This is a genomic window from Hyphomicrobium sp. MC8b, assembly GCF_905067615.1.
Classification (GTDB): Bacteria; Pseudomonadota; Alphaproteobacteria; order Rhizobiales; family Hyphomicrobiaceae; genus Hyphomicrobium_B.
The window spans coordinates 1792818-1807370 of record NZ_LR898465.1 but is presented as its reverse complement, the minus strand read 5'-3'; the positions used below and the strand labels follow the sequence as shown (position 1 = coordinate 1807370).

Sequence of the window (14553 nt, the reverse complement as noted above, 5' to 3'; positions counted from 1 at the left end):
TCCACGTGTTGCGGAGACCGCTTAGGGCGCCGCGTTGCGATTTTGACGGAGGTTCACGCGATCGCGGCACGCGAAAAGAGAGTGCGCAGCCACGTCATCGCGATTGAAAAGCGCTTTAAAGGCGCGGCGGCTTGAACAGCGGCCCTGGACCATCCAACGGCCCATCGAGCGTTTCCCATGCTGTATAGGTGACCGGCGCCATAGCCTCGGTGCGGGTGGGAACACTCGGTTTCGAAATCAGATGCTGAACGGAAAAACAAAGCACACAATGCTGTCCTGAGAGCCCCTGAGGAACCTCCGAATCTTGCGATGCTTTTTTCGCGTCGATGCCATGGCCCGCACAATTCTCATACCCATGCTCGGCAATCGCATGCGACAGACTGAAGGGACCGCTGAGAGCCATCATGAGTAATGAAAGCAACGCACACACGACCGACCGTCCGCTGCGCGTGACAGCGAGAAACGATTTTGAGGTGTGGTTTGCCGATTGGTGCATTGCAATTAGGTTTATGTCCAAACTCTGCTTAGTCAAGTCCCCGAACCGCCGACAGCGATCCGTCACACGGACTCTGCCTCCCCAATGTTTCGGCCAAATCGAAAAATACTGCGCAGCATCGGGATTGATTTTGTTGCAAGCTCACAACATATCGAAGGATATGTCGCGACGGGATTGCCAATGCGGCATCTTACAAGCACTTTCCAGCGGAAATATGAATTAGAAGATGTTTAGATAGCGCATGCTCACTCGCTTCGTCAGATATTTGATCACATCAGCGGTCCTGCTCGCGACATCCGTCGCAGGCTTGCCGCTGGTTCTGTGTGTGAGCAGCACCCATAGCGTTGCGGTCGAGATCGAGCGTCTTCACCACGACACGCAATCCGGATCGAACGATCACTTCATTCTCTTTTCGAATTCGCACGCGAAAGCCGAATCCGAGCCCTGCACAGATTACCGGCTTCAGCATGCATCGTTTTTCAAGCACCCGCATCAATCCAAGCCGTCTGACAGGAATGGCGAGAATTTAGGTGGTTACGCACCAGCTCTTCTGCCGACGTCCGGCGAGCTGCTTGCCGCGCGCTTTCACTGTGCCATCTCGCACGCAACGTTTGATAATCCACCCCATCTGCGGTCCACGCTTAGCGACCGCAGCACGATCGTTCTCCAGATTTAGAGCGCGGCCCCCAGAGCATTGATTGCGCTCCGCGCCGTTGGCGCGGTCAAATCCATCTTGCTTTATTGGAGAAAAACTCATGCCAATTTTTGTTGGCAGGGAGAGGTCGTGTTCTGCTGTCTTGGCTCGCCAAGCGTCCCAAATCGTAACGACGATCCCAGCCATAACCCCGACAACACTCCTGACCGCGGCGCTAAGCACAGCAATTGCTCTCACCGCAACCGCTGTCGGCTCACCCATGGCACTCGGCGCAACGCCTGATGACGCACCGGCGTCGACAGCGGCTATCGAAACGCAACGCGCGCAACACCTCGCTGACAGGGCAAACCGTGCCTACGGCAGTGGCGAATACAAAACTGCAGTGCAGCTCTATTCCGTGCTTCTTCAGCTCCAACCGAACGACGCACGCGTCTTCTATAATCGGGCGAACAGCTATTCTAAGCTGGACGAATTCGATAGGGCGCTCGCTGACTACACCGCTGCCGTCGCACGCGCGCCGGAGTTCGCACCCGCTCTAGTTAATCGCGGAAGCCTTTATTTTCGAGCCAAGCGCTTCGACGAAGCACTTTCGGATTACGACGCCGCGGCCAAGATAAGACCCGACGATCGCTTCATCGCTTATAATCGCGGCTTGATCCTGGCGCAGCAAGGGCGGCTCAAAGAAGCGAACCAAGCCTTCGACCGCGTGCTTGAGGTATCATCGACCTATGCACCCGCCTACGCCGAAAAAGGCTTTCTCTCTCTGCAACAAGGCGACAGTGACAAAGCCAGAACCCAATTCGAGACCGCGCTTAAATACCAGCCCGCAAACGCACGCGCCGAAGCTGGACTAAAGAGGCTCGATGATAAGACAGCCGCCGATAGTCTCTCGAGAGAGGTTGTACACACCAAACTGGTCGCGGACCTCATTCGGAACATCGACGAGACATGCTTCGCCAACGGCGAGGACGCCCGTGCCTTTGGCCGCGCCGTTGAAGCCGCGCCTTGGCGGGGCCAACCGACAATGACATCAGCTGGACTGAAAACCTGGACCGGCAAAACAAGTTTCGGCAAAGCACGTCTGGTCCTTGCACAATCTGTCCAGCAACTGGGACTGACTGTCTGTTCCATTACGATCGAAGGCATCACGCCTCATCTGTTCCAGGATTTTAGAGCGGCTTTTAACGAACACACCGAGACGGCTGCGACCAAAACCGTCGCTGTAGAGACCGCTGACAGAGCCGATTCAGGACATCTCGAATATTGGACGCCGCATCACGACGGTTGTGACGTCCATGCCGTCATCCTGAACTCTGCCAAAGACAATCGCCTCACGGTGCGCATGACGCATGGAAATAGGCGTCCCACCGAAATGTGAATCCATTTGGATTTCGAAAGGATCTTTGACAATGACACTGAACCACAAACAAAACCGCTCGCTCGCCGCTTGCGCGGCATTGGCATTCATCTTTGCAGGTACGGTATCGGCGGCGGCGAATTCTTACGCTCCGGCATTTTTTGCCGGCGACGAGGCAGCGACCATCAACCCTGTCGATGCGCGCGACTACCGCCATTGCCATCATATGGCGAGACGCGCCTACTGCCATGTCTCCGATAATCTGCCGCGCAATTGGCCGCCGCATTCGGATCGCTCTCCATCCCCGCAGGACAAGCACTCGCATTCCGAGGCCAGCAAAAACCACCTGCAAACGAAGATCCCATATCCGCGCTGATTGCTGCAGCACCGCCTTGACGACAGCTCGTCTTTTCTTGGCGCCCTTGCATCTCAATTTTTACATCGATTGAGACACCTCAAAGACAAAAAGGCCCCGGGCTTCGGGTAAAGCCGGGGCCAAAGTTGAGGTCTGTAGCGTTCGGACTATTAAGCAAACCGGTATCGTATTAAACACCCGGCAAGCCCCTCCGTAGTGCTACGTCGTCAGAACGAGAGCCTTGTCGTGACGATCCAGTTGCTGTCGTAAGTCGGCGTGAGAACCGGCGATGTCGTCTTCGGCGAAACCGCAAACTGATAGCCTGCACCGACGATCAGATTGCTGTCGTCACACAGCTTGAAACGACCAAGAATGAGACCGGGCGTCAAAAAGACTTGGTCTTTGCCGCTTCGCTCGCCGTCGGCCCAATGCGTATAGTTGACTTCGAATTCGGGCCAGAAATATTTCGCAAGATGATATTGAAACGCGACGTTGGTAACGACGGATGTCCCGATTTCACTTTCACGTTCCAACGGAATAGGAACGCTGACCGTCGCCTGAACATCGAAATCACCCCAGCCTTTGCCCGCCGCCAACGTCGGCGTCACGACCCACGCATCGTTTGTAAAAGGATCGTCGCCGGTCGGCGCCTGCACGCCGAAAAACGCCGACACGATGTAATCGCCATTTTCCTTGTTGGCGCTGATAAGCCGCTGCTTGATGGTGACAGCGGGCCAGTCCGCCCAACCGGACGCCTGTTTGGCATGCGTGCGCTCTTCATAGGGTGGCAGGTTGATCAGTACTTCATTGGTCATCGTCGGAATGAATTCGAAACCCTTGCCGCCGTCGTAGACATTCTGATGGGCGCCATTTCCCATCTGCTCAAAAAACTGGTCGGACCGAAACTCTTGCTCCAACCGCGGCGTCACGGTCGCGAGCGGTGTCATCCAATCCGGCTGCGAAGCCTTTGCGGCGTGCGCAATTTCCTGCCAACGTTGAAAGAAGTCCTGAATGGCGTCCCCTGCGTCCTCATCAGACGACGTCGCGCCGAGATAGCTGGGCGCCGGAATATTCAAATCGTGAAGAGATGAACTGGCGTTCGCCGATGTTTGCAGCAAATCGCCTGCAGTGGCCGGAACGACGCCGACTCCCATGAACACGAGCGTCGTTCCGAGCGCTTTAGCTATCCCCATTGCAGTCCCCCAGAGGCATATATCCTTGCAGCTATATCGCGAGAGTCTCGCAACCGTCGCGTCGGGAGCATCACATCAGTAATAGCTGGTCCGTATTCATACGGACCTAGGAAAGCCAGATGCAGGTGGGCAGGAGAGCATTCGTGGGGACTATTCCGGGGCTGTACGGGAATCAATAGCGGCATCCCCTATCGCCACTGCGCTGTCCCGATTGCCAACACGTCGGAGACCGAACGCCATGCTCTTCTCGCGCACATCGATCAGCATATTCGCACTCGTGATAGCGGTATCATCGCTATCGGTAGCGCCATCTGCATGGGCGGCGGACGGCGACCAATGTGCCGATGCGGCGACACCTGCACTGCACATCTTTGCATGCACCGCGACCATCGAGGATAACGCATCGGATTCTGAGAAAGTCGAGATTGCCTATGTCAATCGCGGCCTCGCCTACTTTGCCACGGAGAACTTTTCGAAGGCCATTGCCGATTTCGATCATGCTGTCGCGTTAGCTCCACGGGATCTCAGCGCCTATGAAGCGCGTGCCATCGCCTTCGCCTCGGAGCGCGACTACACCCATGCAATTGCCGATGACCGCAAAGCTATCGATATCGATCCGCTAAGCACACGCGCGTACAATAACCTAGCGAACGCATACAAGGCTGAGGGGCATCTGCAGGACGCGCTGGCAAGCTATGATCGCGCCATTGAGCTGTCCCCAAATGAATCGACCCTTTATTTCAATCGGGGAAATACACTACGCGCGCTCGGTCGCGCGAAGGATGCAATCCACGATTACGATTATGCCATCGCACTTAACGGCAAGTTTTTGAACGCCTACATCGCCCGCGGAAATACGCGCGCCGCCGGCCTCGACTTCAAAAATGCCGAAGCTGACTTCGATCGCGTCCTCGCCATCGATCCGATGAACAATGCAGCGATTGCCAATAAGCTCGCGATCGAAAAATTGCGCGAAAGGCAGTTCCGCGCGCCGCTTGGTCAATCAATCGCGACAATGACGAAATAAATTCAGGTGCGCAAACGTCCTGCAGGCGCATCCACGGCGCCTGCAGGATTTATCGCTCCATTTTCAGTGATCGTGCAAGTGATCGAACGCGGCGAGAACAGCGGGCCTTGCACGCGGCGCAGGAAGATCCTGCTCGAACATCTCCCAGCCACCGCCCAGAGCTTTATAGAGCGCAATGAACGCCGTGGCCGCATCGGCCTTCGCCTGGACATACTGCAGCTGAAGTTCGTCATCCTGCCGCTCGGCATCCAGCACATTGAGCGAGTCCGTTACGCCGCGATCATAACGCTCTGTTGCGAGATCGACCGCGCCTTTGCTCTCTTTGGCAGCGATGGCCAAAGATTTGAGCGTGGCCATCGCCGCGCGATAACGCGACAGCGCAACGTTCGCTTCTTCGACGCTCGAAATAACGACGCGCTTATACGTGAGGAACTGCGAATCCGCCTGCAGCTGCTGAATGTGCACGAGCGAATCGAGCGTCCCGAAGTCGAGCAGCGGCCAATAGACCGAAGGTCCCACCGAATAGATGCTCTTGGTGACCACAGGCACAACACCGATGCCCTGTCCCTGTAAGCCGCCACCTGCCGTAATCTCGACGCGCGGAAAGAGATCCGCGACAGCAACGCCAATCCTCGCCGTCTCGACGGCAAGCTGGCGTTCCGCCGCGCGAACGTCCGGACGACGGCGGATCACGCTCGCCGGCAATCCCGTTTTCAAACGGCTCGGCGTGGTGGGAATCTGCCGGTAAGCACTGAGCTCCTGGCAAACACCGCCGGAATAGGTTCCAAGCAGAACTGCAATACGTGCGCACCCAGCATATTCTTCACTCGCAAGCGGCGCGAGTTCCGCCTTGAGCGTCGCAAGCTGGCGCGATGCGAGCTTGACATCGAGTTCGTTCGTCAGACCCCGATCGAAACGCGTCTTCATCAGATCGAAGATCTTCTGCGCCCGCGCGACGTTCTCTTTCGATACTTTTATCTTGGCTTGGATGCCACGCGTCTCGACATAAGCTCTCGCGACTTCCGCAACGACCGAGACCAGAACCGCACGCCTCTGTTCGATAGCAACATCCGTCGAATATTGGGCTGCTTCGTATGCGCGCCTGTTCTTACCGAAGAGATCCAGCTCCCATGCGGCGTCAAAGCCAGCGACGTGCGTAATCTCTTCGAGCCCGTTGGTGTTCGTCCCGGCGTTCAACGGACCAGCAACGCGTCCCTTCGTCGAATTTGTACCGGTACCTCGGCCTGCCGCGGCATTCGCTTCTACGATCGGCAGCGCCAATCCACGAACTGCGACCTCATTGGCGCGGGCTGCGCGGATGTGATTGGCGGCGATTTCGATATCCGGATTTGCGACAACCGCCTGCTGGATCAGCGTTTCAAGTTGCGGATCCCGAAGCAAAGACCACCACCTGGCAATCGCAGGCGACTGCGATTGCGCCACCGATACAGAACTGCCCGAACTGCCGCCAAGGCTACCGGTCGTAAACATTGCCGGCGCACCGATATGCGGCATCAGATAGTCCGGCCCGACTGCACAACCCGTAAGCCCCCCGGCTAGGATTGGCAGGAGAAATTTCAGCCCCCCCCGTTTGACCATCAGCTTTGGGCCTTCCCGGAACTATTGACCTCGACTTTGTCGCCGTCGGAAATCTGGTTGTTGATGTTGAGTGCCACGTGATCACCGACCTTGATGCCCGATGCCAGTTCAACGCTGTCGCCATCGTCAGTCGCGATGGAGACGTTCTTAAACGCAACCCGCCCGTCTTCGATTACAGCAACCTGCGCGCCCTTGCCCCGGAACGAGATCGCGGCGGCGGGCACAACAACGCTCTTCGACTGCGCAACCTCAAATTCGGCGCGAACATACATCCCGGGTGAAAGCGCATAATCTTTGTTTGGGAGGACGACCTCCACCAGCATTGTGCGCGCATGCGGATCGACCGAACCGGTCGTGCGCACGATCTTGCCCTCATAGGCTCGGCCAGAGCCGTCTGCAGTCATAACTTTCACGGGAGAGCCAATCGTAAGCCGCTCTGCGACGCCCTGCGGAACACGCGAGAAAATACGGATTCGATCGGTTTGTTGAATGACGAAAAGCGGCGATGTATTAGCGGAGCTGCCCGCAGTCACCAGATCGCCGGGATCGACGCGGCGATCCGTGATGATGCCGTCGAACGGCGCTGTCACATTCTTGAATTGCGTGAGCGTCATCAACCCATCAACCTTGGCCTGATCGACCGCCACCTGCGCAATCGCGGCATTGAGCTTCGCGAGACTGCTGTCGTTGGCGGCTTTCTTTTCCTCTCGCTCTTGATCGGAAACGACGCCCTTTGGCGAATCACGCCAGCGATCGTAACTGCTTTTCGCAAAATCAGCATCCGCTTGCCGGACTTTGGCCTCAGCTTTTGCCGCCTCCAGTTCCGCACGCGCCGCAACCAACTGCGAATCGAGATCGGGAGTGTCGATCGTGGCGAGCAACTGCCCCTTCTTCACCTTGTCCCCGATATCGACCTTCCATTCCGCCAGGTAGCCGTTCACGCGCGAATACAGTGTCGTCCGATACCAGGACGCGGTATCGCCTGGGAGAATAAGGGATTTGAATGCTGGTCCCGCCTGGGCGACAGCGACGTCGACCAGAGGAAGCATCGCGACGTTCTTTTGTGTTTCCTGCGCTAGGTTCTCAGCTTCCTGAGCCTTAATTCGGTTAACCTCGACAAAGCCCGCAGTCAGTCCGAGCCCGATGACGATGGCGATCGTCGTCATCCAGCGCCCTGTTGATTTCGGATAGTCTTCTTTCGCGACGTCGCCGAGCCCTTCCTTCGCTGGAAAGTCCGAAGGTGCGAGCGGATCAGCCTCGCAAGGCTCCGTCTGCAGGGCGTTCGCGTCAGTCTCACTCTTCTTAAGCATGCGCAAGGGGCATCCTCCCGTCTACGGTTTTCCGAGAAGTGTCACGGCGCAAAAGCCGATACATCGTCGGGACAAAAATAAGCGTAGCGACTGTTGCCAGCAAAAGGCCGCCGATGACCGCCCGAGCCAAAGGCGCATTCTGCTCGCCGCCTTCGCCGACACCCAAAGCCATCGGAATCATGCCTAGGATCATCGCGCCCGCAGTCATCAAAACTGGCCGAAGTCGCGTGTAGCCCGCTTCGATCGCCGCATGCATCGGATCAATCCCAAGCGCAACCTGCTGATTAGCAAATGTCAGAACAAGAATGCCGTTCGCGGTCGTCAAACCGATACACATCAGGCTGCCCATCAGCGCTGGAACACTGATGTGCGTTCCGGTGATAAAGAGCATCCAGACGATGCCAGCGAGAGCGAAAGGTACCGCCAACAAGATGATGATCGGATCGAGCCAGCTTTGGAAATTGATGACCAGCAGCAGAAATACCAGGACGACTGCGAGGCCCATGCCGCCGAACAATCCTGCGAAGCTCTGACGCATCGTTTCGATCTGTCCGCTGAGCTTCACCTTGATCCCGCTGGTGACAGGCGGACTATCTTTCGCAAGCACCTTGTCGATTGCGTCAGCGGCCGATGCGAGATCCCGTCCTTGAACGTCGGCGTCGACGTCGAACACCGGCGCGATATTCAACTGCGACACCACCATCGGCACTTTCGTTCGGCCGAACTTGGCGACATTCATCAAAAGCTGGGAATGCTTGCCGTTCGGCGCCGTGACGGGAAGCGTCCACAAATCCTTCGTTGATTTGACGCGATATGTCGGCGTTTGCACGACCAACGGATAGCTGACGTTATTATGCGGATTGAGCCAGAAATTCGGAGAGACCTGCGCGCTGGAATTGAGCGTGACAAGCACGTCGTTTGCCAGACCATGCTGATCGAGATCGAGATCCCTCGCCTTCGTGCGATCGACGTCCACCTTGATGGCAGGCGCATCGGGCACCTGGAAAACATGCGAATCGACGATGCCCGGCACTGACTTCAAATCGTGCGCAATCTTGGATGCGAGCGCGTACGCCTTATCCGCGTCACGGCTGGAAATACGAACGTCGATCGGCGCAGGCTGGCCGAAATTCAAGACCTGATTGACGATATCAGCTGGCTGGAAAAAGAACTGAAGCTCAGGGAACATCCGCGGCAACTTACGGCGAAGTTCTGCAATATGAGCAGGTGTCGAAGTATGCTTCTCCTTCAGCGACACGAGAATTTCGCCATCCATCGGACCGACAGTAGCCGTATCGCTGAGGGCGATATTGATGCCGCTGTACGGCAGGCCGATGTTGTCGAGAATGACATCGATCTGATCGTTGCCGACGATCTTGCGGATCGCCTGCTCGACTTCGCTGAAGTCCTTCTGCGTGTCCTCGATGCGCGTACCAGGCGGTGCGCGAACATGCAGTCGCATCTGTCCGGCATCGATCTGCGGGAAGAAATCCATCCCGAGGTTCATTAATGGCAGAACGGTCGCGCCGAGCAGAACCACGAAAAAAACGATCGTCGGAATGGGATGGCTCACCGACCACGACACCGCATTGCGATACCGTTCGCGGAAGGCACTGAAACCGTTTTCGAAGCCGCGATGAATCAGGCTGAACGGATTGAAGCGCGACGGCTTGTGCTCTTCGCCGTGTCCTGCGCCATGCTTTCCGACCTGCGACCGCATCAAATACATGAAGAGCACGGGCACGAGCGTAAACGACAGGAGCAAGCTCGCAAACAACGAAAGGATCACCGACAGCGAGAGTGGTGAAAACAGATACTTGGCGGTACCGGTCAAAAGGAAAACCGGAACGAAGACGACGCTGATCGACAGCGTAGATAGCATTGTCGGAATGCCGACTTCTGAAGTGCCGTTGAGAATTGCCTCTTCAATCTCCTCACCCAAGCCCACGTGGCGCTCAATGTTCTCAATCACGACGGTTGCGTTGTCGACGAGAATACCGACTGCCAATGCGAAACCGCCGAGCGTCATGGTGTTGAGCGTCTGCCCGGCGATGTAAAGCATTAGCAGAGCGGTGATGATGGATAATGGAATCGACGCCAGAATGATGATGGTCAGCCGCCAGTTGCCGAGGAACAGCAGAATCATCAGCGCCGTCAGTCCGGCCGCCATCAAGCCGCCCATCACGACGCTATTCAGCGCCGCCTTGACGAAAATGGATTGATCAAAGATCGCCTTGATAGTCACGCCCTTCGGCATCATCCGCTGCAGCCCCGGCAAAGCCGCTTTGACGCCGTTGATAACGTCCAGCGTCGATGTTCCACCCGTTTTTCGCACGAGCATCAGCGCACCCGGCGCGCCATTTTGGCTGACCGAATTTGTCTGCACCTGACTTCCATCGTGGACGTGCGCGACGTCGCGTACGAAGATCGTTTTGCCGTCGATTTGCTTCAACGGAAAATTCTCGATCGTCGCGATGGCGTTCGGCGTGTTGTTCATCGCGACCGGATAGTCGTTCTGGCCGACTTTTACGTCGCCTGATGGAACGATGATGTTCTGCTTCGCCAGCGCATCGGAAACTTCCGCCGGCGTCAGTCCACGCGCCTGCAGCGCATGGGGATCGAGATCGACCATGATGACGCGGATTTTGCCACCATACGGATAGGGAACCTGTGCGCCATGCACGACCGCAAGATTGGGCCTGAGCACCTGCTGACCGAGATCGGTAAGGCGCGAGTCGGGCAGATATTTACTCGCGAGGCTGAGCTGAATCACCGAAACGTCCGTCGCACTATAACGGACAATGAGCGGCGGCGTGATGTTGCGCGGCATGCTCTTGAGCACGGTCTGCGCGCAACTCGACAGCTGCGTGATGGCGCGGCTGACGTCGGCTCCCTCGTGCAGATAGACCTTAATGACGCCGACGCCGGTATAGCTGTTGGCTTCGATCCGGTCGATATCATCAACGAGCGATGCCATCTGCCGCTCATGCTTGATGAGAATGCGGTCCTGCATTTCTTCCGCACTCATTCCGCTGTACGTCCACACGACGCTGACAACAGGAATGTTAATCTCCGGAAATATGTCCGTCGGCATGCGCGACACCGCGCCGAACCCGAGCAGACAAATAAGAATGATGATCGCCGCCACCGAATGCGGATGAGTTAAGGAAAATTTTGGCAGCGACATGCGTTCTATGTTCCTAGGCGGCTCGTTCCGCGGTTACCTGATCAGTGCGATCTGCCGCGTCGAACGCAACGGCCAATGCTGCACTCTCCGAGTTTCGCGGACCGGCTTTGCTCAACTTCGGCGCCCCTCTCCCGCACTCTACAAAAGCTTCAGCGTCGATAAGACGGACGTGATTTTTTCCTCTCGATCGTCAGCACTCGTTTTGATTACAGCAATGTCATGTTGCGATGCGCCGCATGAAATGCGCCGCGACAACAGCCTATATTCGAGCCATTATCACAGAGGCAAATTCCGGCCGTGCGCTTGCGTGGCGCACCGTCCGTGACTAAGCCTCCGTTCCCGTACGGAGTGGCGGGACGCTAGGCAGCGTAGGAAAAGAACGATGTCGCAAGTAGTGGTGACAGAAAGAACGCATGCGAATCGTATGGCTCGAATGCAAGCTGCCCCGATTTGGCTGATTGGCCCCGCCTACATCATTGCCTACGTCGTACTGGAATGGCTGAGCATCATCTCATCCACGCCATCGTTCGATATCGTCCCGTGGAGCCCCGCGATAGGCCTAGCGTTCGCGACATTTCTCATGTTCGGGCGACGATTCTGGCCTTACCTCTTACTCGCCGTTGCTGCCTCCAACGTGATTCTGCGCCGCGACCTCCCGCTTCTTGCGCAACTTCTCTCGCCGATCATCGTGGGAGGAGGTTATGCGGTCGCACTGAACTGGGTCCAGCATTCGCGCTGGCAATTCGACATTAAGCTCGGAACGCTGCGCGACGTTTTGCTTCTCGAAGGCACCGCGATCATCAGTTCAGTTCTTGTGGCGACAGCCTCCGTAATACTCCTTTATGCGTCGGGAGTACTGACGGTTAATGCCGTTCCTTACAATATTTTTAGGTACGCCGTCGGCGACCTTATCGGTGTCTCGATCATCACGCCGTTTATTCTGATGGTGGCAGGCAGCGGCGGAATTCCCAAGCCCAATTTGGAGACTTGCATCCAAGGACTGGCAATCGTCGCCGCGCTCGTCTTTGCATTCGGCTTCAGCAGCCTTCCCCATTTTCGGCTCTTCAACGTGATGTTCTTCCCCATCATCTGGATTGCGCTCCGCCACGGCCTGAAAGGCGCAACCTACGCCCTTGTGGTGACAGAGGTCGGCCTGATCATTGCGCTTCTGATTTCAGGACCGCAGGTTGCGGGCGTGACAACGTATCAGTCGCTGATGCTTGTCCTGGCCTTTACTGGACTGGCCATCGGCGGTCTCGTGACCGACCGTCGCCGCTTCGAACAGGACTTGCGCCTCAACCAGGATTCGGTTTCGCAGATCTTCCGTCTTGGCAGCGCCGGAGAAGTCACGACTGCCATCGCCCATGAAATCAACCAGCCTTTGACCGCCATTTCGAACTATACTCAGCTGGTGCAGGAATACCTCGTAAAGGGCGAAGGCGATCGGAAGATCGCTATCGAAGCCGCTTCGAAAGTCGCAAGCCAGGTGGACCGCACCGCAGCCGTCGTCCGCAACCTCCGCGATTTCATCCGGCTGGGACGCAGGCAGATCGGAGAGCAATCTCCGCATCTTTTAATACGAGAAGCACTCGATCTTTTGGAACCCAATCTTCAACGGACCGGCGCCTCGGTAAAGGTCACCGTTGCACGCAATATCCGCAACGCCGCCGTTGATCGTCTGCAGATTGAGCAGGTCCTTATGAATATCATTTCTAACGCTATCGACGCGATGAGCGAAAACGATCCGTCGAAAGATCGACTGATCAGTATCAGCGCCAACAACATCGACGGAAACCGCATTGAAATTCAGGTTCGCGATAGCGGACCCGGCTTCCCCCCAGGCTTCAATCTGAAAAAATCCGGAATTCGTTCGTCCAGCAAGAAAGATGGCCTCGGAGTTGGCCTTTCGCTCAGTCAAACCATCGTCGAAGGACACGGAGGCGAGCTCATCCTCGAAAACGTAGGCAAAGGTGCCCTCGTTCGTATTCGATTAAATTCATTCCCAAGGGGTACTGTATCATGACACTCGCATCAGCAGTCGCGATTATCGATGACGACGAACCCGTCCGAGATTCTTTGTCTCTGATGCTCAGCAATCACGGCTTTGGCGTATGCTCGTTCGCATCGGCCGAACAGTTTCTCTCTGCCTTGCAAGCGAATGAGATTCCTTCGTGCATCGTCTGCGACATCCGCATGCCGGGAATGTCCGGTCTGGAACTTCAGAAAGAACTCGCAAAAAAGTGGCCCATGATTCCGCTGGTGCTCATTACCGGGCACGGCGACGTGGCGATGGCGGTCGCAGCGCTTAAAGCGGGTGCCCGCGATTTCATTGAAAAGCCGTTCTCACCCGACCGCCTGATCGCAAGCATTTCGTCGGCAATTAATGAAACCGAAAATCAGCGCAACCACGACCAGGAGGCCGTCAAGCTCGCGACGCGCGTCAACGAACTGTCGGACCGTCAACGGCAAGTGATGGATCTTGCGGTCAAGGGCCTTTCGAACAAGGAAATCGCTCTCACACTAAAAATTAGCCCACGTACTGTCGAAACATATCGCGCCTGGGTGATGGAAAAGACGGGCGCTCGCAACATCGCCGATCTCGTGCGGATTGCCGTGCGCCTCGAAGAGATGTTGCTTCCGATCCGAGCCGAAAAAAATCGGCATCAGGGCGACACCGAAAGCGCCTGATCCTTACGACGCGACTGAATGCTTCAGCATGACCGGCGCCGTTAGCGACTGCAAACAGCGCCGGCGATGCGCTCCGGACGGGGTTAGTCGTTGTAGCTGGAGCAATAGGTATCGGTCTCGATTTGACCGTTGTGCCACCGGCAGAACTCCTCCGGCGTCTCGTCGCGCGAACTCACCGTATGATGGGTGATATGCGTGTGCTCAGCTCTCGCGACATGCTCAGCTTCCGCTCGTTGGCAATATCGCGTTGCGATCCAATTGCCATTGATAAATTGAAAATCGCCGTCGCACTGGGCATGAGCGCTCGCTGCCGTGGCGAAACCAAGCGCAAGCAAAGAAACAGAGACTGCGAGTGAGAATTTATGCATTGCGAACTCTCCATTCGGGAGTTTGAAGTTCGGTGCTCGCAAGCCGCAAATGCATGAGCGCGAACGTAGCCACCGCCGCAATTCGATTGCGTGCAAACAAATTTAGTTTGATCGCCGATGGAGCGTTATTCCGCTCGTTGCCGTCCGACAGATGACGAACGCAGACGTACGTCCGCGAAAATACTGACGGCGTGTGTTCTCCCAAACATCCACGAGCAGCAGGGCGTTTTCGCGCTTGGGAAGATGACGTGCGCCCCAGCACCTCAAAAAAAAGGCGCTGCCGAAGCAGCGCCTGGAGTGTGGAGACGGTGAGTGTCT

Annotated in this window: 12 protein-coding genes; 6 read left to right on the top strand and 6 right to left on the bottom strand. The window is 56.6% G+C overall.

All coding sequences use genetic code 11. The features are described from left to right. Positions 1 to 115: 115 nt before the first annotated feature. On the bottom strand, positions 116 to 532 hold the full coding sequence (locus ACLB1Z_RS08785) for a hypothetical protein (protein WP_409562962.1): 417 nt from the start codon (positions 530 to 532) through the stop codon (positions 116 to 118). 205 nt (positions 533 to 737) lie between these two features. Here ACLB1Z_RS08785 and ACLB1Z_RS08780 point away from each other — a divergent pair, with 205 nt between their 5' ends. The 3 genes from ACLB1Z_RS08780 to ACLB1Z_RS08770 all read left to right on the top strand — a co-directional run bounded on the left by ACLB1Z_RS08780 (position 738) and on the right by ACLB1Z_RS08770 (position 2884). Continuing rightward, the gene (locus ACLB1Z_RS08780; RefSeq protein ID WP_409562961.1) at positions 738 to 1172 is read left to right on the top strand and encodes a hypothetical protein; all 435 of its coding nucleotides are present in this window, start codon (positions 738 to 740) and stop codon (positions 1170 to 1172) included. A gap of 238 nt (positions 1173 to 1410) precedes the next feature. Beyond that, entirely contained in the window at positions 1411 to 2529 is a 1119-nt protein-coding gene (locus ACLB1Z_RS08775; RefSeq protein WP_409562960.1) for a tetratricopeptide repeat protein, read from the top strand. Positions 2530 to 2560: 31 nt separating this feature from the next. Next, positions 2561 to 2884, top strand: coding sequence for a hypothetical protein (locus ACLB1Z_RS08770; RefSeq protein WP_409562959.1), 324 nt, complete (start codon positions 2561 to 2563; stop codon positions 2882 to 2884). A gap of 206 nt (positions 2885 to 3090) precedes the next feature. On the opposite strand, the gene ACLB1Z_RS08765 is transcribed toward ACLB1Z_RS08770, so the two are convergent. Beyond that, positions 3091 to 4056, bottom strand: a complete 966-nt coding sequence (locus ACLB1Z_RS08765; protein ID WP_409562958.1) for a transporter — start codon at positions 4054 to 4056, stop codon at positions 3091 to 3093. A 238-nt stretch (positions 4057 to 4294) separates the two neighbouring features. On the opposite strand from ACLB1Z_RS08765, the gene ACLB1Z_RS08760 reads away from it, so the two are divergent. After that, positions 4295 to 5083 (top strand): tetratricopeptide repeat protein, encoded by a 789-nt coding sequence (locus ACLB1Z_RS08760; protein WP_409562957.1) that lies wholly within the window; start codon positions 4295 to 4297, stop codon positions 5081 to 5083. A 63-nt stretch (positions 5084 to 5146) separates the two neighbouring features. Here the strand turns inward: ACLB1Z_RS08760 and ACLB1Z_RS08755 are convergent, their stop codons facing one another. The 3 genes from ACLB1Z_RS08755 to ACLB1Z_RS08745 are packed head-to-tail and all read right to left on the bottom strand — an operon-like array spanning position 5147 to position 11179. Next, positions 5147 to 6682 (bottom strand): efflux transporter outer membrane subunit, encoded by a 1536-nt coding sequence (locus ACLB1Z_RS08755; RefSeq protein ID WP_409562956.1) that lies wholly within the window; start codon positions 6680 to 6682, stop codon positions 5147 to 5149. Further along, positions 6682 to 7992 carry an efflux RND transporter periplasmic adaptor subunit gene (locus ACLB1Z_RS08750; RefSeq protein WP_409562955.1) on the bottom strand — a complete coding sequence of 437 codons (1311 nt, stop codon included), beginning with the start codon at positions 7990 to 7992 and terminating at the stop codon, positions 6682 to 6684. The genes ACLB1Z_RS08755 and ACLB1Z_RS08750 overlap by 1 nt, the downstream gene beginning before the upstream one ends. Continuing rightward, the gene (locus ACLB1Z_RS08745; protein WP_409562954.1) at positions 7985 to 11179 is read right to left on the bottom strand and encodes an efflux RND transporter permease subunit; all 3195 of its coding nucleotides are present in this window, start codon (positions 11177 to 11179) and stop codon (positions 7985 to 7987) included. Before ACLB1Z_RS08745 ends, ACLB1Z_RS08750 begins: the two co-directional genes overlap by 8 nt. Before the next feature lie 424 nt (positions 11180 to 11603). Here ACLB1Z_RS08745 and ACLB1Z_RS08740 point away from each other — a divergent pair, with 424 nt between their 5' ends. Further along, the gene (locus tag ACLB1Z_RS08740; protein WP_409562953.1) at positions 11604 to 13202 is read left to right on the top strand and encodes an MASE1 domain-containing protein; all 1599 of its coding nucleotides are present in this window, start codon (positions 11604 to 11606) and stop codon (positions 13200 to 13202) included. Continuing rightward, entirely contained in the window at positions 13199 to 13867 is a 669-nt protein-coding gene (locus ACLB1Z_RS08735; RefSeq protein ID WP_409562952.1) for a response regulator transcription factor, read from the top strand. The genes ACLB1Z_RS08740 and ACLB1Z_RS08735 overlap by 4 nt, the downstream gene beginning before the upstream one ends. A gap of 83 nt (positions 13868 to 13950) precedes the next feature. On the opposite strand, the gene ACLB1Z_RS08730 is transcribed toward ACLB1Z_RS08735, so the two are convergent. Then, complete coding sequence (locus ACLB1Z_RS08730; protein WP_409562951.1) at positions 13951 to 14235, bottom strand: hypothetical protein; 285 nt, start codon at positions 14233 to 14235, stop codon at positions 13951 to 13953. Positions 14236 to 14553: the final 318 nt, after the last annotated feature.